Consider the following 21,826-nt stretch of genomic DNA (forward strand, 5'->3'; position numbering starts at 1 on the left):
TTTCGCGTCAGCGCGACCGGTGGATCAGTCGCTGCGGCCCGTCGAGACCGTGATCTCCAGGGGTTCGTCACCGTGCGGGTCCCAGGCGGTGAAGCTGCTCGGGGACTGCTTGGTGACGGTGTTCTTCCCCCAGAGCACCTCGTTCTGCTCCTTGATCGTGTACTTCCAGTGCGCCTCGTCCATGCACTTCTTCACCGATTCCAGGTTCCGGAACAGGAAGGAGGGGACGTAGATCTTCTGCTTCTCGCCGTAGGGGTGCGAGGGGTCGGTGCACCGGCTGGTCTCGACCGTCAAGGACTTGTCCTCGGGCCGGGCGCTGCCCTCTTCGGGCGTGGAGTACGTCGACGTCGTCGGGTCGCTCGCATTGTCCTTGTGGTCGCTGCCGCCGCCACCGGCGCTCAGCCCGATGCCGATCGCGATGGCGGTCACCACCACCACACCCACGATCGTCGCGACGATGACCACCGGGGTGTTGTTCTTGCGCGGCCGTGGTCCGCCGTTCGCGGGCGGCATCGTCGGTGCCACCGGCGGCGGGGTGAACGCCGCCGGGCCGGGCGCCGACGTCGGGAACCCACCCGCGTTGTACGGCGCGGGTCCGGGCGCCGGGGTCGGGAAGGCGTTGTTCACCGGCGGCGGCGTCGACGGGCCGTACCCGGCGGTCGGCATCGGCTGGTACGGCTGCTGGACGTTCGGCGGCGCCGGGGTGTGCGGGGCGCCGGTGGCGGACGGGAAGACCGCCGACGAGACGGACGAACCGCTGGTGCGCGCCCGCGGGCCCTCGCTGATGATCAGCGGTGAACCGCCGGACTGTGCCGACCCGGCGATCCGCAGGCACTCGTCCTGCATCGCCTCGGCCGTCGGGAAACGCTCGTTGGGGTTCTTCTTGAGCGCCCGGGCGACCAGCGCGTCCACCGCCGGGGGCACCGACTGGTTGATGCTCGACGGCAGCGGCGGCTCCTCCTGCACATGCGCGTAGGCGATGGCCAGCGGGGAGTCCGCGTCGAACGGGAGCTGCCCGGTGAGCAGCTCGAAGAGCATGATGCCGACGGAGTAGAGGTCGGAGCGGGCGTCGACACCGCGGCCCAGCGCCTGCTCGGGCGAGAGGTACTGCGGGGTGCCGACGACCATGCCGGTCTGTGTCATCGATGTCACACCGGACTGCATGGCACGGGCGATGCCGAAGTCCATGACCTTGACGACGTTCCGCTTGGTCAGCATGACGTTGCCCGGCTTGATGTCCCGGTGGACCAGGCCCATCTCATGGCTCGCCTCCAGCGCGGCGAGCACATCGGCGGTGATCTTCAGCGCCTTCTGCGTCGGCATCGCGCCGTGCTGGGCGATGTCGCCGTCCAGTTCCGAGCGGAGCGGCTGTCCGGAGACGTACTCCATGACGATGTACGGCACCATGCCGCCGTCGAGCTCGTCCTCGCCGGAGTCGAATACCGAGACGATGTTGGTGTGCGTCAGCTTCGCGACGGACTGTGCCTCACGCCGGAAACGCTCGCGAAATGCCTGCTCACGGCCGAGTTCGCTGTGCAGGGTCTTGATCGCGACCTCGCGGTCGAGGACGCTGTCGTAGGCGAGGTGGACGGCCGCCATACCGCCTTCGCCGAGAAGATCACGAAGCTGGTAACGTCCCCCGCCTACCGAACGGCCCTCGTACGGGCCCTGAGCGCCGTCCTGGCTCATCGTTCCGCTTCCCCCTCGGCGCAGTGCCCGCACGTATGGCGATCACATCTGTTGATTGCGCAGCCAAGTCTGCCCCAGGGCAGTGACACGTCAAGCTGTGTGCCCGTTCCGTGACAGTTGCGCCCGATGCCATCCGGGCGTCCCGAAGCGGTCGCCCGGTGGTCGACTTGCGACGCGGGGTGGCCGGAAGGTTTGATGGCCGGTCCGCTCGGACCGGCGGGCGTTCCCGAGCCTGTAGCGTGCTCCGAAGGGGCAGGTGCGGATGGCCGCGCCCGCCCGGCGAGGACCGAGACCTTACCGCTCCGGCGGATCGAATTCGACGGCGAGGACCGATGGCACCGACGCAGGGCCCCCAGGGCCCGTCCGACCCTGACGCCACCGGCTCCCACACCTCCGACGTACCGGAGATGTGGGGCAACGGCGGCCTGGTCGGCGACGGCCGCTACCGCCTCACCCGCCGTCTGGGCCGCGGTGGCATGGCGGAGGTGTTCGCCGCCGAGGACGTACGGCTGGGCCGCACCGTCGCGGTGAAGCTGCTCCGCGCCGACCTCGCCGAGGACCCGGTGTCCAAGGCCCGCTTCACCCGCGAGGCACAGTCCGTCGCCGGGCTGAACCACCACGCCGTCGTCGCCGTCTACGACTCCGGCGAGGACTACGTCGGCGGCAACACCGTGCCGTACATCGTGATGGAGCTGGTCGAGGGCCGCACCATCCGTGACCTGCTGCTGAACGCCGACGCACCGCCGCCGGACCAGGCGCTGATCATCGTCTCCGGAGTGCTGGAGGCGCTGGCCTACAGCCACCAGCACGGCATCGTGCACCGGGACATCAAGCCCGCGAACGTGATCATCACCAACAGCGGCGCCGTCAAGGTCATGGACTTCGGCATCGCCCGCGCGCTGCACGGCGCCCAGTCGACGATGACCCAGACCGGCATGGTCATGGGCACCCCGCAGTACCTCTCCCCGGAGCAGGCGCTCGGCAAGACCGTCGACACCCGCTCCGACCTCTACGCCACCGGCTGCCTGCTGTACGAACTGCTGGCACTGCGGCCGCCGTTCACCGGTGAGACCCCGCTGTCGGTGGTCTACCAGCACGTCCAGGACATGCCGGTGCCGCCGTCGCAGGTCGCCGAGGTGCCGCCGGAGCTGGACGGACTCGTCATGCGCTCCCTGGCCAAGGACCCGGACGACCGGTTCCAGACCGCCGAGGAGATGCGCGGGCTGGTCCAGTACTCGCTGCAGATGCTGCACGAGCAGGGCGGTCACACCGGCACCTGGAACACCGGCCCGGTCGCCCTGCATGAGGGCGCCGGTACGGCCGCGATGGGCACCGCCGCGACCACCGCGATGCCGCACGCGGACGCCGGGCAGACCGCCGCGAACCCGATCCTGCCGCCCGGTATGCGCGACGACGACGGGGCGTTCGAGGGCGGTCACCGGCCGGCGCGGCGCGGCCGCGGCAAGTTCTGGCTGATCGCGGTGCTGGCGCTGATCGCCATCGCGGTGGGGGTGGCCTTCGCGGTGCGCAACAGCGGCACCGGCGGCGGTTCCACGCCCGAGCCCACCAAGACACCCACGTCCACCGCCGCCACCCAGGACGAGAACACCGAGGAACCGAGCGACGAGCCGACGGACGAGACCACCGAGCCCGGTGGCATCGGCGGCTACACCCCGCCGGCCTCCGAGGCCCCGCCGACTTCCGAGGAGCCCAGCACGCCGCAGTCCCCGACCGCCCCGACCACCCCGCCGACCTCGACGAACGGCGGCGGAACGACCAACGGCGGCACCAACACGGGCGGCACCGGCACCGGCGGGACGAGCAACGGCGGCACCACCGACGGCACCACCGACGGCGGCACCACCGACAACGGCGGGACGAGCGACGGCGGCACCACCGACACCGGTGGCGCCACCGACGGCGGACAGCCCACCACCGGCGGTACGGACGCGGGCGCGGCGGCCGGCACCACCCCCTGACCGCACCGGAGGTACGAACCTCCGCACGGCTTCCGGCCCCGGACGGCGATCGCCCGTCCGGGGCCGGAAGTTCATCCCGTGAACGCGTCCCGGACCGCCTGGTACTCGCGGGTCCACCAGACCGCCAGCGCGGACGCGGCGGGGAACTGCGGATCGGTGCGCCGGTCGCCGAGGCGGTAGCGCCAGGTCAGCATCCAGAAGTCGTTCAGCCGCTCCCACCACACCCGGTGGACGGCCGCGGCCAGCTCCCCGGGATCCGCGCCGCGGGCACCTCGGTAGGCGCCCGCGTACGCCGCCACCTTCGCCAGATCCAGCGTGCCGCAGGGCCGGACGAAGAAGATCGCGGCGGCGCGGACCGCCTCCTCGGCGCGCGGCTGGACGCCCAGCCGGTCCCAGTCGATGATCGCGGCGGGCGTGGCGCCCCGGTAGAGGACGTTGAGCGGGTGGAAGTCCCCGTGCACCCAGCCGACGGCCGCCGCGCAGGGGTCGGCCGGCCGGCGGTGGGCATGGCGTTCCAGCAGCGCCCGGCGCTCGCGCAGCCGGTGCTCGGCCAGCTCGTCGAAGCTGGTGCGGGGGCGGGTGACCCGGGCCAGCGCCAGCAGCTCGTCGATGACGTCGAAGGTCTGGGCCGGCTGGGCGCTGGGCTGGGCGTGCGGGGCGGGCCCCGGCCGCCGCTGGGCGGGCATCACCCGTTCCAGGGCGGTGTGGACGAGGCCGAGCAGCGCGCCGAGGCGGCGGGACTGGGCGAGGGTGAGCGCGGTGCCGCCGAGGTGTTCGCCGTCGACCCAGGGGTGCAGGGCGTAGCAGCGGCCGTCCAGGACGGTGACGGTGCGGCCGTCGGCGCGGGCGAGCGGCGGGGCGAGCGGCAGGCCGAGAGCGGCGAGCCGGAGGGTGGCGCGGTGCTGGCGGGAGATGGAGCCGCGGTCCCCGTCGAGGTGGTGCTTGAGGAAGTACCTGCCGTCGGTGGTGACCAGCGTGTATCCGCGGTTGAGCAGGCCCTCGGCGACGGGCTCGCAGGAGAGCGGCTCCCCGGCGTCGGCGTAGTGGGCGAGTAAGGAGCCGAGAGTGCGGCCGTCGGGGGCGGCCGCCGTCCGGACTACAGATGAGCGCAGCACGCGCCAGATGTTAGATCACTGGCCAGGGGCCCAGGGGGCGGTTCCGAATTCCGGTACATCGGTCAGGTGGTGCAAGGCGATGAATTCCGGCTCAATCCGCAGGAAAACCGGGTCGAACGGATCACCGTCGGCCAGCCGTGGCGTCCGGCCGAACCGCTGCCGTTCGGCGTCGGTCGGCTCGGCGAGCCGCGCCGTCCCGGTCAGGTGCACGGACCAGGCGTCACCGGCCCCGCTGTGGAGGTTGTCCGCCTCGTACGCGACGACCGCTCCGTCCAGGGCGCGGTGGTAGCCGTAGCCGCGGTGCAGGCGCACGAGCAGCCGGTCCCCGGTGACCAGGTGCCGGGAGATCGCGGTGAAGGGCAGCGCGCGCAGGCTCGACGACACCCGCCCGTAGGGGGTGCGGCCGAGGAGTTCCGTGGCGCGGGGATCGTCGCAGGGCATGTCGTCCAGCCTGCCGCCGGGCCGGGCGCCGCCGACAGGGGCAGCGGCCCTCAGCTCGCCGGGACGTTGGTCCCGCCGGGCCCGCGCGGCGGGCGCCGTCAGCGGCGTTCGGCCTGGCGCCGGGCGACGTAGGCGGCGGCCTGGGAGCGGCGCTCCATGCCGAGCTTGGAGAGCAGGCTGGAGACGTAGTTCTTGATGGTCTTCTCGGCGAGGTGGAGGCGCTCGCCGATGGCGCGGTTGGTCAGGCCCTCGCCGATGAGGTCGAGGATCCGGCGTTCCTGGTCGGTGAGGGAGGCCAGCTTGTCGTCCTCCTTGGTGCCGCCGCCCCGCAGCCGCTCCAGGACCTGCGCGGTGGCCACCGGGTCGAGGAGGGACTTGCCGGCGGCGACGTCCCGTACGGCGGCGAGGAGTTCGTTGCCCCGGATGGCCTTGAGGACATACCCGGCCGCACCGGCCATGATCGCGTCGAAAAGGGCTTCGTCGTCCGCGAACGACGTCAGCATCAGGCAGTTGATGTCCTCGTTCTGCGAACGGATCTCGCGGCAGACCTCGACCCCGCTGCCGTCCGGTAGCCGGACATCGAGCACCGCGACGTCCGGTCGGGTGGCCGGGATCCTGACCAGGGCATCTGCGGCGGTGCCGGCCTCGCCGATGACTTCGATGTCCGGTTCCCCCGACAGCATTTCGTGGACGCCGCGCCGCACCACTTCGTGATCGTCGAGCAGGAATACCGTGATTTTTCCATCCTCGTGCACGGCTCCAGTCTCACACATCGACCCTTCCCGTGCCCCAGGTCACCGATATAACGTGCCGGTGTCCCGGCGGCCTGCAACGCTGTGACCAGGAGTTGTTCCCAGCTTTCGCGATTTACTTGGAAATCCAAGCAAAATCGCAGGTCAGGGCCGTTTCCACTTAGGCTTTGACAATGGGTAACGTGCGACGGGCAGGCCACCTTCCGGGGCGCTTTGTTCCACCCGGATCCGGCCGCGTTCGCACCCACCCCGTGCGCCGTATCGGAACCGGGTGAGCCGCAATACGGCCACCGGCGGACCCCGGGGGCCGGACAGACGGAGGAGCAGCACGTGACCGTGGAAGGCACTGCCCAGCGGAAAACCACCCGCGGCGGCAGCAAGCGCACCACCGCCAAAAAGGCGTCACCGGCCAAGGACAAGGCCGCCCGCCCGGCGGAGCAGGACGAGCTCGTACAACTGCTGACCCCTGAAGGGCGGCGGGTCGAGCACCCGGAGTACGCGATCGACCTGTCGCCGGAGGAACTGCGCGGTCTCTACCGCGACATGGTGCTGACGCGGAAGTTCGACGCTGAGGCCACCACGCTCCAGCGCCAGGGTGAACTGGGCCTGTGGGCCTCCCTGCTGGGCCAGGAGGCCGCGCAGATCGGCTCCGGGCGGGCCCTGCGCGACGACGACTACGTCTTCCCGACCTACCGTGAGCACGGCGTCGCCTGGTGCCGCGGGGTCGATCCGACGAATCTCCTCGGCATGTTCCGCGGTGTGAACCACGGCGGCTGGGACCCGAACAGCAACAACTTCCACCTCTACACCATCGTCATCGGTTCGCAGACGCTGCACGCGACCGGATATGCGATGGGGGTGCAGAAGGACGGCGCGGATTCCGCGGTGCTCGCCTATTTCGGTGACGGTGCCTCCAGCCAGGGAGATGTCGCCGAGTCGTTCACCTTCTCCGCGGTCTACAACGCCCCGGTGGTTTTCTTCTGCCAGAACAATCAGTGGGCGATTTCCGAGCCGACGGAGCGGCAGACCCGCGTCCCGCTCTATCAGCGTGCCCGCGGTTTCGGATTCCCCGGCGTCCGCGTCGACGGCAATGACGTACTGGCCTGTCTGGCCGTGACCCGGGCGGCGCTGGAGCGCGCCCGCACCGGTCAGGGCCCGATGCTGGTCGAGGCGTTCACCTACCGGATGGGCGCCCACACCACCTCCGACGACCCGACGAAGTACCGCGCCGACGAGGAGACCCGCGCCTGGGAGGCGAAGGATCCGATCCTGCGGCTGCGCCGGTACCTGGAGGCCGAGGGGCTCGTCGACGACGCCTATCTCCACTCCGTCGGGGAGGAGAGCGAGGCGCTGGGCAAGCGGGTGCGGGACGCCGTCCGGGCGATGCCCGACCCCGACACCATGGCGATCTTCGAGAACGTCTATGCGGACGGGCACGCGCTCGTCGATGAGGAGCGCGCGCAGTTCGCCGCGTACCAGGCGTCGTTCGCCGACGCCGATGCCGCCGCGGAGGAGAACTGACATGGCCGTCCACGAGAAGATCACCATCGCCAAGGCGATCAACGCCTCGCTGCGTGCCTCCATGGAGGCGGACCCCAAGGTCCTCGTGATGGGTGAGGACGTCGGCAAGCTCGGCGGCGTCTTCCGCGTCACCGACGGCCTCCAGAAGGACTTCGGCGAGGACCGGGTGATCGACACCCCGCTCGCCGAGTCCGGCATCATCGGCACCGCGATCGGCCTGGCCCTGCGCGGCTACCGCCCGGTCGCCGAGATCCAGTTCGACGGCTTCGTCTTCCCCGCCTACGACCAGATCGTCACCCAGCTCGCGAAGATGCACGCCCGCGCGTTGGGCAAGGTCAAGGTGCCCGTCGTCATCCGCATCCCGTACGCGGGCGGCATCGGCGCGGTCGAGCACCACTCGGAGTCGCCGGAGGCACTGTTCGCGCACGTCGCGGGGTTGAAGTGCGTGACGCCGTCGAACGCGTCGGACGCCTACTGGATGCTGCAGCAGGCCATCGCCGGGGACGACCCGGTCATCTACTTCGAGCCCAAGCGCCGCTACCACGACAAGTCGCGCCTGGACACCGAGGCGATCCCGGACCCGCTGCACACCGCCCGGATCGCCCGCAGCGGCTCGGACCTCACGCTCGCCGCGTACGGCCCGATGGTGAAGGTCTGCCAGGACGTCGCCAATGTCGCGGCGGAGGAGGGCAAGTCGATCGAGGTCGTCGACCTGCGGTCGCTCTCCCCCATCGACTTCGACACCGTCCAGGCGTCGGTCGAGCGGACCCGCCGGCTGGTCCTGGTGCACGAGGCGCCGGTCTTCCTCGGCGTCGGCGCCGAGATCGCCGCCCGGATCACCGAACGCTGCTTCTACCACCTGGAGGCCCCGGTGCTGCGGGTCGGCGGTTTCCACGCGCCGTACCCGCCGTCCCGCCTGGAGGACGAGTACCTGCCGGGCCTGGACCGGGTGCTCGACGCCGTCGACCGCGCGCTGGCGTACTGAGGGGGAGAGGAGAGCCGTGACCATGACTGCAACCACCGCCTCGGCGCAGCGTTTCCGCGAGTTCAAGATGCCCGACGTGGGCGAGGGACTCACCGAGGCCGAGATCCTCAAGTGGTACGTACAGCCCGGTGACACCGTCACCGACGGCCAGGTCGTCTGCGAGGTCGAGACCGCCAAGGCCGCCGTCGAACTGCCCATCCCCTACGACGGGGTGGTGCACACGCTCAACTTCGACGAGGGCACCACCGTCGACGTCGGTACCGTCATCATCTCCGTGGACACCGACCCGGGCGCCGGCCCCGCGGAGGCGGCGGCCCCGGCCGCACCGGCCGCCGCGCCGGCGCCCGCCGAGGCCGAGGAACCGCAGGGCCGCCAGGCCGTGCTCGTCGGCTACGGCGCCGCTCCGTCCTCGACGAAGCGGCGCCCGCGCAAGGCTGCGCCGCAGGCCGCGGCGGAGCCGGTGACCGCGGGACTCCAGGCGGAGCTGAACGGGCGGTCCGCGGTGTCCGCACCGGCGGCCGTCCCGGCGCCGGCCGCTCCCGCTCCCGCCGTGTCCGCACCGGCCGCTCCCGGCGCGCCCCGGCCGCTGGCCAAGCCGCCGGTACGCAAGCTCGCCAAGGACCTCGGTATCGACCTGGCCACGGTGGTGCCGACCGGCGCCGACGGGGTCGTCACCCGCGAGGACGTGCACGCCGCCGCGGCCGCCGCGGCGCCTGTTTCACGTGAAACGGTGCCGGAGGCCGCACCCGCTCCCGAGGTGTCCGCCGCGCCGTCGGCCGGGGAGACCCGGATTCCGGTCAAGGGCGTCCGTAAGGCCACCGCGCAGGCGATGGTGGCGTCGGCCTTCACCGCGCCGCACGTCACGGAGTTCATCACCGTCGATGTGACCCGCACGATGAAGCTCGTCCAGGAGCTGAAGCAGGACCCGGACATGGCGGGGCTGCGCGTCAACCCGCTGCTCTTCGTCGCGAAGGCGTTCCTCGTCGCTCTCAAGCGGCACCCGGAGGTCAACGCGTCCTGGGACGAGGCGAACCAGGAGATCGTGCAGAAGCACGAGGTGAACCTGGGGATCGCCGCGGCCACTCCGCGCGGGCTGATCGTCCCGAACATCAAGGACGCGGGCGCCAAGACGCTGCCGCAGCTCGCCGAGGCGCTGGGCGAGCTGGTGGCGACCGCCCGCGAGGGCAAGACCTCACCGGCTGCCATGTCCGGCGGGACCGTCACGATCACCAACGTCGGCGTCTTCGGCGTCGACACCGGTACGCCGATCCTCAACCCGGGGGAGTCGGCGATCCTCGCCTTCGGCGCGGTCAAGCTCCAGCCGTGGGTCCACAAGGGGAAGGTCAAGCCCCGTCAGGTCACCACGCTGGCGCTCTCGTTCGACCACCGGCTGATCGACGGCGAGCTGGGCTCGAAGCTCCTCGCCGATATCGCGGGCGTCCTGGAGAAGCCGAAGCGGCTGATCACCTGGGGCTGACCCGGTAGCGCACGGCGAACGGCCGGTCACCGCTTCTGCGGTGGCCGGCCGTTGTGCGGTGTGTGCCGTGACGCGTCGGCCGTCCGGCCGCGCGTCTCAGCCGCGGATGAGGTCGACGACGTTCCGGAGATGGGCGACCGGACCGGTCGGCGCGGAGGTGTCCGCGTGCGAGGCGTTGCGGACCACCGTGGTGCCCGCCCAGACGGCGGCGGCGATCAGCACCACCACGGCGGTGGTCCGGGCGCGGCGGGCGGTGTTCGTCCTGGTCTGCATGGCTTCTCCCCCTCGGGTGCCGGAACCTTCCCGGCGTCATGCCTCCATTCACCCATGGATTTCCGCCCCGTCCGTACGCGTCAGGTACGGGATCAGCTACAACCTGAGAGGGACCCGGCCCCGCACTTCCGGAGGACCGGCGGTCGGAGAGCGCCTCCGGCGGTGGGGCGCGGCAGTCTCGGCCGACCCGTGCGGCCGGTGGGCGTCCGGGGTGGCCGCGAGGCCGGTGCGCGGGGTCGCGCGGCGGGTGCCGGAAAGGATTTGCCGCAGGCCAGGGCGGTGTTTAGCTTCGCTTCCATGAGCAGCAGTGAGGTGAAGATCCGGCGTTACCGGGAAACCGACGAGGACACCGTCGTCGACCTGTGGTCCCGCGCCGTCCGCCAGGCCCACCCCTTCCTCCCGGGGGAGGGCGGCGGCGAGCGCGCCCGCAGGCTCCGGGAGGTGTACCTCGTCCAGGCGGACAACTGGGTCGCCGAGCGGGACGGCGTCGTCGTCGGGCTGCTGGGGCTCATGGGCGCGGAGGTCGGCGGGCTGTTCGTCGATCCGGCGGCACAGGGCCGCGGCACGGGCCGGGCGCTGATCGAGCACGCCGCGACGCTGCACGGCGCGCTGACCTTGGAGGTCTTCGCGCGCAACGACCGCGCCCGCCGCTTCTACGACCACCTCGGCTTCACCGAGCGCTCCCGTCGGCCCGACGAGGAGACGGGCGAGACCCTGATCGCCCTGGACCGCGTCGCGCCGCTGCGGTCGGTGTCCTGGCTGCATGTGCGCGAGGGCCGGCTGCTCAGCGTGCGCACCCGCGGCAACGACACGTTCTACCTGCCCGGCGGCAAGTACGAGGACGGGGAGACCGCCCCGGAGGCGCTGTCGAGGGAGCTGGCGGAGGAGCTGGGCCTGACGGTCCCGGCCGCGGAGCTGACCGAGGCGTTCGTCATCCATGACGTGGCCCACGGGCAGGGTGGCCGCCGGCTGCACATGACCTGCTTCACGGGCGGTCCGCAGGACATCGAGCCGTCTCCCGGCCGGGAGATCGCCGAGTACGCCTGGTTCGACCGTGCCCAGGCGCGCGAGCGCTGTGCCCCGGCCCACGGTCAGGTCGTCGACCGGCTGGTGGCCCAGGGACTGATGGCGGGCTGACGGACCGCGGCCGACCGGGGCCGGGACGGGTACGCACGGCTCTGACCTGCGGATTCGATCCCGGCCCCGGCTTTGTTCCGGCCTCGTTCCCGGACACCGGGTGTCCGCATCGTGGAAGCCCCCCCGCATGCATACCTGTTGTATCTATCCTGTGCGCATGCCATCTGCCTCACCCGCCGCCCCCGGCCGGCAGTCCGCCGGGACTCCCCACGCCAAGCAGCCACCCGCCGCCGAACGCGTCTACACCCACGTCAAGGACGCCGTGCTCCAGCGCCGCTACGAAGGCGGGATGCTGCTCACCGAGGGCGAGCTGGCCGAGGCGGTCGGGGTGTCGCGGACGCCGGTGCGCGAGGCGCTGCTCCGCCTGGAGGTGGAAGGGCTGATCAAGCTCTACCCGAAGAAGGGCGCGCTGGTGCTGCCGGTCTCCGCACAGGAGATCGCCGACGTCGTCGAGACCCGGCTGTTGGTGGAGCAGTACGCCGCGGCCAGGGCCGTCCCGGCGTCCGAGGCGCTCCTCGACGAACTGGCCGGACACCTCCGCACCATGCGGGAGCGGTCCGCGGCGGGCGACCTGGCGGCGGTCTCCGTCGCCGACCGCTGCTTCCACGCCGCCCTGGTGCGAAACACCGGCAACCAGATCCTCAACCGCCTCTACGAGCAGCTGCGCGACCGGCAGCTACGTATGGGCGTGGCGGTGATGCACGCCCACCCGGACCGCATCGCCAAGAACGTCGCCGAGCACGCCGAGATCCTGGAGGCGCTGCGCACCGGTGATGCCGAGGCGGCCACCGCCGCCGTGCACCGCCACGTCAGTTGGGTCCGCAACCTCGCGCAGGGAGACGTCCGATGAGCGAGGGCACCACCACGGCACGGGCCCTGCCCGGCGACCCGCCCGGCGGCGCCCGCGCCGTGGCCGTCTGGGGCATCGGCGTCGCCGTCTACTTCGTCGCGGTCACCTACCGCACCAGCCTGGGCGTCGCCGGTCTGGACGCCGCCGACCGCTTCCACATCAACGCCTCGGCGCTCTCCACCTTCTCGATCCTCCAGTTGCTGGTCTACGCGGGCATGCAGATACCCGTCGGCCTGCTCGTGGACCGGCTCGGCGCCAAGAAGGTGCTGGCCCTCGGCGTCGTTCTCTACACCGTCGGCCAGTTCGGCTTCGCGCTCTCCGGTTCGTACGCCATGGCGCTCGGCTCGCGGGCGCTGCTCGGCTGCGGTGATGCGATGACCTTCATCAGCGTGCTGCGGCTGGGCTCCCGCTGGTTCCCGGCCCGGCGCGGGCCGATGGTCGCGCAGATCGCCGCGTTGGTCGGTATGGCGGGCAACCTCATCTCCACGCTGGTGCTCGCCCGGCTGCTGCACACCCTCGGCTGGACGGCCACCTTCGCGGGCAGCGCGGTGGGCGGTGTCGTCGTCCTCGTTCTGCTGCTGGCCTTCCTCAAGGACCACCCCGAGGGCTTCGCCCCGGCGCCCGCGCCCACCACGCACACCGGTGCCGCGTTCGTGCGCCGGCAGATCGCGGACGCCTGGCGCGAACCCGGCACCCGGCTGGGCATGTGGGTCCACTTCACCACGCAGTTCCCCGCGATGTTCTTCCTGCTGCTGTGGGGGCTGCCCTACCTCGTCGAGGCGCAGGGCCTGTCCCGGGCCACCGCGGGAAGCCTGCTGACCTTGATCGTCCTCTCCAACATGGTGATCGGCCTGATCTACGGCCAGATCATCGCCCGCCACCACGCGGCCCGGCTGCCGCTGGCGCTGGGCACCACCGGCGTCACCGCCGCGTTCTGGGCCATCACCCTCTACTGGCCCGGTCCGCACGCGCCGATGCCGCTGCTGGTGGTGCTCTGCCTGGTGCTCGGCGCCTGCGGTCCCGCGTCGATGATCGGCTTCGACTTCGCCCGCCCGGCCAACCCGCCGGAGCGCCAGGGCACCGCCTCCGGCATCGTCAACATGGGCGGCTTCATGGCCTCGATGACGACGCTGCTCGCCGTCGGTGTGCTGCTGGACGCGACCGGCGACAACTACCGGGTGGCGTTCACCTCGGTCTTCGTGCTGGAGGCGCTCGGTATCTCGCAGATCCTGCGGCTCCGTCGCCGGGCGGCGCTCCGTGAGCGGGAGCGGCAGAGCGTCAGCCGCGTCGAGGCGGTGCACGTTCCCGCCTGACCGCCGGTATGCCGCCGGACTGTGATCCCGCTGCCCCCCTTCTCCGTAACGCCCTTACGGAGAAGGGGGGTTGGCCGTATGGGCGCGGGCCCGCGTTTCACGTGAAACAGCCGCGGCGTTTCACGTGAAACACCGCGGCTGTCTCCGTCTGCCGTCCGCTACGGGGTGACGGCGAAGTTCTCCAGGATCGCCGTGGCCAGCTCCTGGTCACCATCGATCTTGATCTGGTCCGCGACGGCCCGCGGGCGGGACCGGCCGCAGGCCAGCCGGGCGAAGACGTCCCAGTCCAGGGCGAAGGTCACGGTCGGGCCGAGCGAGACGCTGCCGTCGACGGTGCCGTGGCCCTCGGCGTCCACCCGGACCGTCCGCATGAACTCCACCGGGCCGGTGACATCGAAGACCACCGCCGAACCGGCGGGCGCCTGCGCCTTCTTGGCGACGACGACCGGCAGCGTCTTGACCAGCAGGTCCCGGGCGATATGCGCGCCGGGGGCATCGAGATTGCCCGGTCGGCCCAGCGCCCGGCGCAGGTCCTGCTCGTGCACCCAGACGTCGAACGCGCGCAACTGGAGTACGAAGTCCAGCGTGCGGTCCTCGTCGAACGGGCTGCGCACCAGCGCGTCCGGTTGCCGGGTCTCGTTGCGGAGCTGCCGCGAGCGGCGGATGACGGTGTACTCCAGCTCGGAGACCATCTCCGGGGCGGTGTGGTGCCGGCGGACGTCGACCTGCACCTCCATCCGACGGGCCGACTCGCTGCGTACGTGGTAGAGGTCGCGCGGCAGCGAGTGGATCGGGCGCGGGTCGCCGAGCATCTCGCACTCCAGGCCGATGATGTGCGAGACCACATCGCGGACCGACCACCCCGGCAGGTCCGTCGCCCTGCTCCACTCCCCCTCGGCGAGCGGTGTCACCAGCTCGGTTACCGCTTCTATGGAGTGAGTCCAGGCATCGATGGAGGACTGAAGGCTGGGATGGACGGTCACGTGACCCCTCGGACGATTCGTACGCGGGCTGCTGTCTGGCAGTTAAGTTACGCTGCGCACGGGCACCCCGGCAGTGCTTTCGGGTGACCATCGTAGGCAGATTTCCCGTGGCATCCAGGCTTTCCGGCCCCGGCGGTGGTACTGTGCCCCGCCCCTGTGATCCGGCCGTCGCAGGGGGTGTCCGGACCGGCCGCCGAACAGGGCGCGAACCGGGCAATTCCCAACGGACCGGCGGCGCTTCGGCCGCCGCGCACAGAGCCGTCCGCATACGGCGGACCTTCGCCGTCAGTCGTCGTCCCGTTCCCGCTCCGCCATGCGGATCACGCAGACCGCCACCCCGATCAGCAGCGCCGGGTCGGCGTCCTCACGGACGACCTTGATGCCGTAGGTGTCGCGCAGCGTCAGCCAGCGGCGGGAGATCTCGGCGAGCAGTTCGCCCTCGTACTCGACGGCGAACTCGCGGTCCAGGATCTTGCCGCTGACGTCCAGTTCGGTGCCGTCGACCAGCTCCACGCGGTAGTGGTTGCGCAGCAGCGACAGGCGTTTGCGGCGGATGGTGGCGAGCGGCCGGTCGTCCCGCTCGATGGTCATCGCATCGCGCAGGCTCAGCACCTTCTTGCGCAGGGTGATCAGCACCCGGCCGTCGGTGCCCTTCAGCTCGAAGGTCTCCCGCAGCCGCAGGGCCTTGCCGTCGACGAGGAAGGCGTGGTGACCGTGTTCGTCGTCGATCCAGTAGTCGTCACCGATCCCGAAGATCCGGTCGCGGACGAGGTAGGTGCGCAAGGACGGGGCGTGGCCCCCGGTGAATGGCTGCATTGCTCACGTGTTCCCCACCGCCCCGGCGGAATGCGTGGTCAGGTGGGTGACGTTGAATGGGGTCATGGCTTCACGTGCGCGCGTCAGGGCCCCCGAGCTGATCGGCAAGGGCGGCTGGCTGAACACTGGCGACAAGGAACTGTCCCTCGCCGATCTGCGGGGACGCATCGTCGTCCTCGACTTCTGGACCTTCTGCTGTGTGAACTGTCTGCACGTTCTCGACGAGCTGCGCGAGCTGGAGGAACGCCACCGCGACACCGTCGTGATCGTCGGCGTGCACTCCCCCAAGTTCGTGCACGAGGCCGAACACCAGGCGGTCGTCGACGCCGTCGAGCGGTACGGCGTCGAGCACCCGGTCCTCGACGACCCGGAGCTGGCCACCTGGAAGCAGTACGCGGTCCGCGCCTGGCCCACCCTCGTCGTCATCGACCCCGAGGGGTACGTCGTCGCCCAGCACGCCGGTGAGGGCCACGCCCACGCCCTCGCGACGCTGGTCGAGGAGCTGATCGCGGAGCACACCGCCAAGGGCACGCTGCGGCGCGGCGACGGCCCGTACGTTCCGCCGGAGCCGGTCGCCACCGATCTCCGTTTCCCCGGCAAGGCCGTACGGCTGCCGTCCGGCAACCTCCTCGTCTCGGACACCACCCGTCATCAGCTCGTGGAGCTGGCGCCGGACGGCGAGCGGGTGGTCCGCCGGATCGGCACCGGCGAGCGCGGTTTCGGCCCCGGCACCTTCAACGAACCGCAGGGCCTGGCGCTGCTGCCCGACGGCACGGTCGCCGTCGCCGACACCGTCAACCACGCGCTGCGCGTCCTCGACCCGGAGACCGGCACGGTGACGACGGTCGCCGGGACCGGCCGCCAGTGGTGGCAGGGCTCGCCCGCCGCCGGCCCCGCCCTGGAGACCGACCTCTCCTCACCGTGGGACCTCGCCTGGTGGCAGGAGCGCCTGTGGATCGCGATGGCCGGCGTCCACCAACTGTGGACGTACGACCCGGCGACCGGCACCGTCGAAGCGGTCGCGGGCACCACCAACGAGGGGCTGGTCGACGGTCCGGCCGCCGAGGCGTGGTTCGCGCAGCCGTCCGGGCTCGCGGCCGGCGGTGACCGGCTGTGGATCGCCGACTCGGAGACCAGCGCGGTGCGCTGGGTGGAGCGGGCGGACGACGGCGGGTACACGGTGCGGACGGCCGTCGGCACCGGGCTGTTCGACTTCGGGCACCGCGACGGCGCGGCGGAGCAGGCGCTGCTCCAGCACCCGCTGGGCGTCACCGCACTGCCGGACGGTTCGGTCGCCGTCGCCGACACCTACAACCACGCGCTGCGCCGCTTCGACCCGGAGAGCGGCGAGGTGACGACCCTCGCGACGGATCTGCGGGAGCCGTCCGGCGCGGTGCTCGTCGACGACGACATCGTGGTGGTGGAGTCGGCACGGCACCGGCTGACCCGGCTGCGGCTGCCCGAGGAGGCGGTCCGGGTCGCGGCGGTCGCGCACCGCACACAGCGCGCGGCGACGGAGGTGGCGCCCGGCGCGCTCCGTCTCGACATCGTCTTCCAGGCACCGGCCGGGCAGAAGCTGGACACCCGCTACGGCCCGTCGACCCGGCTGCTGGTGAGCGCCACCCCGCCGGAGCTGCTGGCCGCGGGCGAGGGTGTGGGCACCGACCTCACCCGGGAGCTGACGCTGGCCGACGGCGTCACCGAGGGCGTGCTGCACGTCTCGGCGATGGCCGCGTCCTGCGACGACGACCCGGCGATCGAGTACCCGGCCTGCCATGTGCACCAGCAGGACTGGGGCGTGCCGGTGCGGGTCACCGACGGCGGGCGGGCCCGGCTGGGCCTGGTGCTCGCCGGGCTGGACGCGGAGGACTGACGGCGGGGCCGGTGACCGGGGGCGCGGGGCCCGTCCCGGTCACCGGCCGCGGCTCAGCGTTCGACGTGTGCCTTGACGCGCGCCTCGGGGAGGCTGGTGTACCAGTTGCCGACCTTCGCCTGCTGGGTGGCGTAGTTCGGCGTGTACTTCGAGAACGTGTAGCCCGTGACGCCCCGGCTGTCCACGCCGCGGTTGTCGGTGAGGGAGATCCACACCTTCTTGAGGGGCTTGGTGCCCTTCGTGGCGGCCGTGTTGGTGGGGATCAGCGCGTACGCGTCGCGGTTGGCCTGGACGGTGATCTGGCGGCCGATGAGCGAGTCGCCGGGGTCGCCCTCCAGGAAGCCCAGCGGCGTCTTGGAGTCGTCCAGGGTCACCTTGGGGGCACCGTGCAGGATGCAGGGACGGCTGAGCTTGTTGTGGTAGGTCAGGATCATCACGGACGGCTTGGTGCTCGTCGCGGCCTCCAGGCTGGAGGGCCCTCCCGAGCAGTCGGAGGGGCGGGCGCGGTGGGCCGCCGCGCCGGCGCCCGCCGCGCCCGCCCCGCCACCGATGAGGCGGTGCTTCTTCTTCTTGTCCTTGTACGTCGAGGAGGACGAGTGCTTCCGCGACTTGGAGGACTTCGAGTGGGTGCAGCCCGTCAGCGCGAGCGTGCCGCAGAGCGCTGCGGCCAGCGTCGCGTAGGTGACGGAACGGCGGCGTGAGCGGTGTGCGGTCATGAGGTTCCCCCAGTGGTTGCTGCGTTCAGCGAGCTGTCTGTGTCATGGCACCGCCACGATATCGATTCGCGCCCGACGCGCCAGGGCCGGTGGACGGGGATCCGGATCAGTGCCGGCACACCGGTAGATCGGTGTTCTGCAGTTGTTCCGGACGGATGCGGATGCCGGGCACCCACGCCTGACCGCCGTCGTGGTCGACGCGCAGCCAGATGCTGCTGTGCCCGCCGGCCTCGTCGGTGACGGAGACGCCATCGGCGATCCGGCACCGGGCGTGCAGGGTGTCGTCGTGCCAGACGTGGCCGACGACGTTGGGGCGGCGGTAGGTCTCGTACGGGTCGCGGGCCAGTCCGAGTCCGCAGTCCGGGCCGCGGCTCTCGCGGCAGGCCCGTTCGACGTTGAAGACGGTGACGGTGGCGCCCGCGCCGGACTCCGTCCCGCCCTCCGCCGTACCGGAATCCTTGGCGCCGCCGGTGAGTCCGAGGGCGGTGAGCCCGGCGGCGACGGCGACGGCGGCGCCGAGCCCGATGAGCAGCGGGCGCGGCCATCGCGGGCGGCCGGCGGCCGGTACGGCGGGCGTCCCCGGTACGGCAGCCGGGCCCGGCGGGTCGGTCCGGGGCCCCGGCACGGCCATGGGCCCGCCCGGGTACGGGGTCACGGCGGCGGGGGTGACCACGGCGGGCGCGGTGGGCCCGTCGGTCGCGGGGGCATCCGGTGCGCTGTTCCCGCGGAGCGCCGGGGACTGCGCCGGGATACGGGCGACGGTGGTCACTCCGGCCCCTTCGTCCCCCGCGGCCCCCTCCGTACCGCCGGGCGGTTCTTCCGCCGCGCCCGCCGACTCCTGCGCCGCGCAGGCGGCGTGCAGCAGGGCGACGAGGGCGGGCAGCCGGTCCTCCCCGGTGAAGGAGAGCTTGCACCACTGCACCAGCAGCCGTTCGTCCGGCAGGCTCTGGCCCCGCAGATACCGGGAGAGCGAGGAGCGGCTGGCCGGGAGCCGGGATTCCATTTCCTTGAGGCTGTAGCCCAGTTCGCCGTGCATGCGCCGCAGTGCCGTGACGAAGTCCCGTACGGGTCCGGTGAGATCGGCGGGCAGCGGGGCGAGCGGTTTGCGGCGGGCGTTCGCGGCGTGGTTCTGGTGGCCAGGCACGCCCTGCATTCCAGCACAGCGGCGGTACGCGTGCGAGGGGCACTTCCGCTCCCCTGTGACGGAAGTGCCCCTCGTGACACGATCCGGACCGGATCCGGACCGAACCGTGAAGTACACGCACCCGTGCGCCCCCTACGGGCGCCCCGGACGCCGCTCAGTCGCCGAAGACCACCGGTCGGTAGGGCTTGAACTCGGGGTCGCCGTCCGGCAGCCCGTACGTCAGGCTCCGGTGGTCGGTCCCGTGGTCGCCGCGTTGCTCGTACGCGGTGTAGGAGCTGTGCGCCGCGTCGTTCCACTTCTCGAAGATCACGGCATGGCGGGTGTCACTGGTGCCGTCCGCGTCGATCAGCAGGTCACCGGGGGTCAGCTCACCGAGGGAGATCGGGCGGGTCAGCGAACGGTCGGTCGCCAGCCCGACCGTGTTGGTCCCCGGCGTGGGCAGCCCCAGCGCCATCGACACATAGCCCGAGCAGTCCTGCCGGTAGCCGTCCTTCCAGTACGCGGTCTGGCTGTACGGGACCTGCGCACCGCCGTTCGCGGTGAGCCAGGTCGCCGCGCGCCGCAGCGTCTCCTCGCGGGAGGCGCTCGGCTGCTGCGGCGGCGGGCCGTCCTTGACGGGTATGCCCGGCAGCCGGTCCTCGGGTATCGCCACCGCGACGACGGTGAGGAAGCCCTCGACCGGCCCGGTCACATGCGCCATGTACGAGGAGCAGGCATCGCCTTCGCAGACCCTGCGGCCGGTGTCCACCTGGTAGTCGGCGGTGATCCGGTCCTGTCCGGCGGCGGTCTTGTTGATCATGCCGACGGCGGGGGAGGCGGTGTCGGCCGAGGCGTGCACCACCCAGCGGGTGCCCCAGGTCGGGAAGGTCGCCGTGGCCGCCTGCGCCCGGTCGGCGGCCGGGCCCGGCGCGGTCGCCGACCGGCCGTGCGCCACCCCCGCGAAACCGGTGACGCCCAGACCGGCTGCCGCGAGCACGGGCACCACCCGCCGCAGCATCCGCCGCCCGGCCCACCTCGTGGACGCCGCCGTTCCGTCGTCCGCCGCTCCCTGTCCGCCGGTGCCCGCGGGGGTGGTGCCGTACGCCGTGTCCGTGCCGCCGTGGCCGCGCATCCGCTGTCCCCTTCTGTGCCGTCCGTCGCCGTGTGTGCCGCCGCGGCGCCCGGCCCGTCGGGGCGGGCCGCTCGGTCCGCGGCGGTGGAGCCATCCTGGAACGCCCCGGTGGCCGATGCGGGCGACAACCCGTCCCATGGGACGTACGGCCCTCGCGCTACCTCGGTGACCTGCGGAAACATGCTGACCGGCGGGCCGGGAACGGGACGTGGGCCGCGGCGCGCGGGACATGACGGGACGGCGGTCGGCGCATCGGCGGCGGGCGGGCGGCGCCCGTGCCCGGTGGACCGGCCCGCAGACGAGGCAGGGCGCCCGCTGGGGGAAGGCGGGCGCCCTGGTTCTTGGGGGGGCGGTCGCCCCGGAGTGGCCTACCAGGTGGTGGCCGTGCTCAGGTCGGCCTGCCAGTAGGTCACCCAGGCGCTGTCGTCGAGGTAGGCGGAGCCGCCGGGCAGCGCCACCGGGGCCGAACCGCTGCCGCCCTGACCGTCGCGGTCGGCCAGGCTGACGTTCAGCGAGGTCCGCGTGTGCCCGTTGGTCCCGTTGCCGTCGCCGGACGAGGTCATGATGCCGGCGTAGCCGGATTCGCCGGGGGCGAGGGTGACCACCGCCTGCGGTTTGCTGTCCTCCAGCGGGGCGAGCGGCGCCTGGGCCTGGTCGAACTGGAGGAACGGGTAGGAGTACAGGTCGCAGCTTGTGCCGGAGGTGTTCTTCGCCTCCAGGAGAAGGTGGTTGACGGGCCGGTTCAGCGGCGAGACGGCGATGCTGACATCCGACGGGTCGCAGGCGGTGTGCTCGTCGGGGTCGCCGGTGGGGGCCGTCGGGCCGCCCGTGCCGGGTGCGTTGCCGGTCCGGTCGGAGTCCGGCCGCGCGTCGTCGGCACCGCTCTTGCCGGCCGGGGACTCCTTACCGGCCGCGCCGCCGGTGCCGCCGTCCGCGCGGACACCGCCGTTCTTTCCGGGGGCGGCGCTGTCCAGATGGTCCTGCGGCGCCGCGTCGAAGGGCTGCCCGTCGCTGGTCTTGAGCCGGTTCTCCGACTGGCCGCACGCGGTGAGGGTGAGCCCGGCGACGGCGACGAGGCCCGCCGCCGCGAGGCGGAGACCGGTACGCCGGAAGCCGGTACGGGAGGTGGCGGGCCCGGACGCGCCGCCGGTACGCCGGGTGCGCTGCGCCGACTCCGCGTGCGGCAGGTGCGACATACGTGACATGGCGGTCTCTCCCCCGATGGGCGGTGGCCGGTGGCGTTCTCCGAGCTGTCCACCACCTTGCCGCCCGCCGCTGCCGCGCTGCTAACGGATGCCTAACGGAGCCGGCCGGGCCGGAACCGGATGGGCCGGGGCGCCCTCCGACGTGCCCGGGCCGACCGGGCCGGGCTACCTCGTAGGACGGGCTCGGCCGCCCGCTGAGCTGGGCAGCCGCCGGTTGGGAACGCCGCGGGGCCGGGGCGCCGCCGGGCGGAGCCGCCTTGCCGGGCCGGGGCCGGGCCATCTCCGGTCCGGGCCACCGTCGGTCCGGGCCACCTCGTGGGGCCACCCGCCGGGCCGGGGCCGGAAGGGGCACCGCCGACGGGACGGGGCGCTGCCGGGCCGGGCCGGTGCGGGATTGCCGCCGAGCCGGGCGCCGGGACACTGCCGGGCCGGACTTCCCGGACTGG

18 protein-coding genes and 1 pseudogene are annotated in these 21,826 nt (G+C 72.2%); 8 read left to right on the forward strand and 11 right to left on the reverse strand.

The genetic code is table 11. The features are described 5' to 3' along the window. Window positions 1–24: 24 nt before the first annotated feature. Window positions 25–1,689 (reverse strand): protein kinase, encoded by a 1,665-nt coding sequence (locus ACGH2B_RS13880; protein WP_399088524.1) that lies wholly within the window; start codon window positions 1,687–1,689, stop codon window positions 25–27. Between the two features lie 407 nt (window positions 1,690–2,096). On the opposite strand from ACGH2B_RS13880, the pseudogene ACGH2B_RS13885 reads away from it, so the two are divergent. Next, window positions 2,097–2,888: pseudogene (locus ACGH2B_RS13885) on the forward strand (protein kinase); the annotation flags it as partial. 851 nt (window positions 2,889–3,739) lie between these two features. Here ACGH2B_RS13885 and ACGH2B_RS13890 read toward each other — a convergent pair. From ACGH2B_RS13890 to ACGH2B_RS13900, 3 genes are all read right to left on the reverse strand, one after another. Next, complete coding sequence (locus ACGH2B_RS13890; RefSeq protein ID WP_399088526.1) at window positions 3,740–4,783, reverse strand: phosphotransferase; 1,044 nt, start codon at window positions 4,781–4,783, stop codon at window positions 3,740–3,742. A gap of 15 nt (window positions 4,784–4,798) precedes the next feature. Beyond that, a complete protein-coding gene (locus ACGH2B_RS13895; RefSeq protein ID WP_399088528.1) occupies window positions 4,799–5,224 on the reverse strand; it encodes a pyridoxamine 5'-phosphate oxidase family protein in 426 nt (141 codons plus the stop codon). A gap of 98 nt (window positions 5,225–5,322) precedes the next feature. Then, the gene (locus ACGH2B_RS13900) at window positions 5,323–5,979 is read right to left on the reverse strand and encodes a response regulator (protein WP_399088530.1); all 657 of its coding nucleotides are present in this window, start codon (window positions 5,977–5,979) and stop codon (window positions 5,323–5,325) included. A gap of 327 nt (window positions 5,980–6,306) precedes the next feature. On the opposite strand from ACGH2B_RS13900, the gene pdhA reads away from it, so the two are divergent. From pdhA to ACGH2B_RS13915, 3 genes are read left to right on the forward strand one after another with little or no spacing between them, the layout of a single operon-like run. Next, the gene (gene pdhA / locus ACGH2B_RS13905) at window positions 6,307–7,497 is read left to right on the forward strand and encodes a pyruvate dehydrogenase (acetyl-transferring) E1 component subunit alpha (RefSeq protein ID WP_399088532.1); all 1,191 of its coding nucleotides are present in this window, start codon (window positions 6,307–6,309) and stop codon (window positions 7,495–7,497) included. 1 nt (window position 7,498) lies between these two features. Further along, entirely contained in the window at window positions 7,499–8,482 is a 984-nt protein-coding gene (locus ACGH2B_RS13910) for an alpha-ketoacid dehydrogenase subunit beta (protein ID WP_399088534.1), read from the forward strand. A gap of 22 nt (window positions 8,483–8,504) precedes the next feature. Beyond that, on the forward strand, window positions 8,505–9,959 hold the full coding sequence (locus tag ACGH2B_RS13915; protein ID WP_399088536.1) for a dihydrolipoamide acetyltransferase family protein: 1,455 nt from the start codon (window positions 8,505–8,507) through the stop codon (window positions 9,957–9,959). Between the two features lie 96 nt (window positions 9,960–10,055). Here the strand turns inward: ACGH2B_RS13915 and ACGH2B_RS13920 are convergent, their stop codons facing one another. Beyond that, complete coding sequence (locus ACGH2B_RS13920; RefSeq protein ID WP_399088538.1) at window positions 10,056–10,232, reverse strand: hypothetical protein; 177 nt, start codon at window positions 10,230–10,232, stop codon at window positions 10,056–10,058. 297 nt (window positions 10,233–10,529) lie between these two features. Between ACGH2B_RS13920 and ACGH2B_RS13925 the strand changes: the two genes are divergently transcribed. The 3 genes from ACGH2B_RS13925 to ACGH2B_RS13935 all read left to right on the forward strand — a co-directional run bounded on the left by ACGH2B_RS13925 (window position 10,530) and on the right by ACGH2B_RS13935 (window position 13,532). Then, window positions 10,530–11,369 carry a GNAT family N-acetyltransferase gene (locus ACGH2B_RS13925; RefSeq protein ID WP_399088540.1) on the forward strand — a complete coding sequence of 280 codons (840 nt, stop codon included), beginning with the start codon at window positions 10,530–10,532 and terminating at the stop codon, window positions 11,367–11,369. 157 nt (window positions 11,370–11,526) lie between these two features. Then, the gene (locus ACGH2B_RS13930) at window positions 11,527–12,219 is read left to right on the forward strand and encodes a GntR family transcriptional regulator (protein ID WP_399088542.1); all 693 of its coding nucleotides are present in this window, start codon (window positions 11,527–11,529) and stop codon (window positions 12,217–12,219) included. Then, window positions 12,216–13,532: a nitrate/nitrite transporter gene (locus tag ACGH2B_RS13935; protein ID WP_399088544.1), complete on the forward strand. Its 1,317-nt coding sequence runs from the start codon at window positions 12,216–12,218 to the stop codon at window positions 13,530–13,532. Before ACGH2B_RS13930 ends, ACGH2B_RS13935 begins: the two co-directional genes overlap by 4 nt. A 158-nt stretch (window positions 13,533–13,690) precedes the next feature. Here the strand turns inward: ACGH2B_RS13935 and ACGH2B_RS13940 are convergent, their stop codons facing one another. Next, window positions 13,691–14,515 carry a maleylpyruvate isomerase family mycothiol-dependent enzyme gene (locus tag ACGH2B_RS13940; RefSeq protein ID WP_399088546.1) on the reverse strand — a complete coding sequence of 275 codons (825 nt, stop codon included), beginning with the start codon at window positions 14,513–14,515 and terminating at the stop codon, window positions 13,691–13,693. A 285-nt stretch (window positions 14,516–14,800) separates the two neighbouring features. Then, window positions 14,801–15,331, reverse strand: a complete 531-nt coding sequence (locus tag ACGH2B_RS13945; protein WP_399088548.1) for an LURP-one-related/scramblase family protein — start codon at window positions 15,329–15,331, stop codon at window positions 14,801–14,803. A gap of 64 nt (window positions 15,332–15,395) precedes the next feature. Here ACGH2B_RS13945 and ACGH2B_RS13950 point away from each other — a divergent pair, with 64 nt between their 5' ends. Next, complete coding sequence (locus tag ACGH2B_RS13950) at window positions 15,396–17,204, forward strand: NHL domain-containing thioredoxin family protein (RefSeq protein ID WP_399088550.1); 1,809 nt, start codon at window positions 15,396–15,398, stop codon at window positions 17,202–17,204. A gap of 53 nt (window positions 17,205–17,257) precedes the next feature. Here the strand turns inward: ACGH2B_RS13950 and ACGH2B_RS13955 are convergent, their stop codons facing one another. The 4 genes from ACGH2B_RS13955 to ACGH2B_RS13970 form a co-directional block, all read right to left on the reverse strand. After that, on the reverse strand, window positions 17,258–17,920 hold the full coding sequence (locus tag ACGH2B_RS13955; protein ID WP_399088552.1) for a hypothetical protein: 663 nt from the start codon (window positions 17,918–17,920) through the stop codon (window positions 17,258–17,260). A 106-nt stretch (window positions 17,921–18,026) separates the two neighbouring features. Beyond that, the gene (locus ACGH2B_RS13960) at window positions 18,027–19,073 is read right to left on the reverse strand and encodes an XRE family transcriptional regulator (RefSeq protein WP_399088554.1); all 1,047 of its coding nucleotides are present in this window, start codon (window positions 19,071–19,073) and stop codon (window positions 18,027–18,029) included. Between the two features lie 145 nt (window positions 19,074–19,218). Next, window positions 19,219–20,175, reverse strand: coding sequence for a hypothetical protein (locus ACGH2B_RS13965; RefSeq protein WP_399088556.1), 957 nt, complete (start codon window positions 20,173–20,175; stop codon window positions 19,219–19,221). Between the two features lie 368 nt (window positions 20,176–20,543). Beyond that, window positions 20,544–21,380, reverse strand: a complete 837-nt coding sequence (locus ACGH2B_RS13970; protein ID WP_399088558.1) for a DUF4232 domain-containing protein — start codon at window positions 21,378–21,380, stop codon at window positions 20,544–20,546. Window positions 21,381–21,826 lie beyond the last annotated feature (446 nt).

This window comes from Streptomyces sp. BBFR2 (genome assembly GCF_044497305.1).
Taxonomy (GTDB): domain Bacteria; phylum Actinomycetota; class Actinomycetes; order Streptomycetales; family Streptomycetaceae; genus Streptomyces.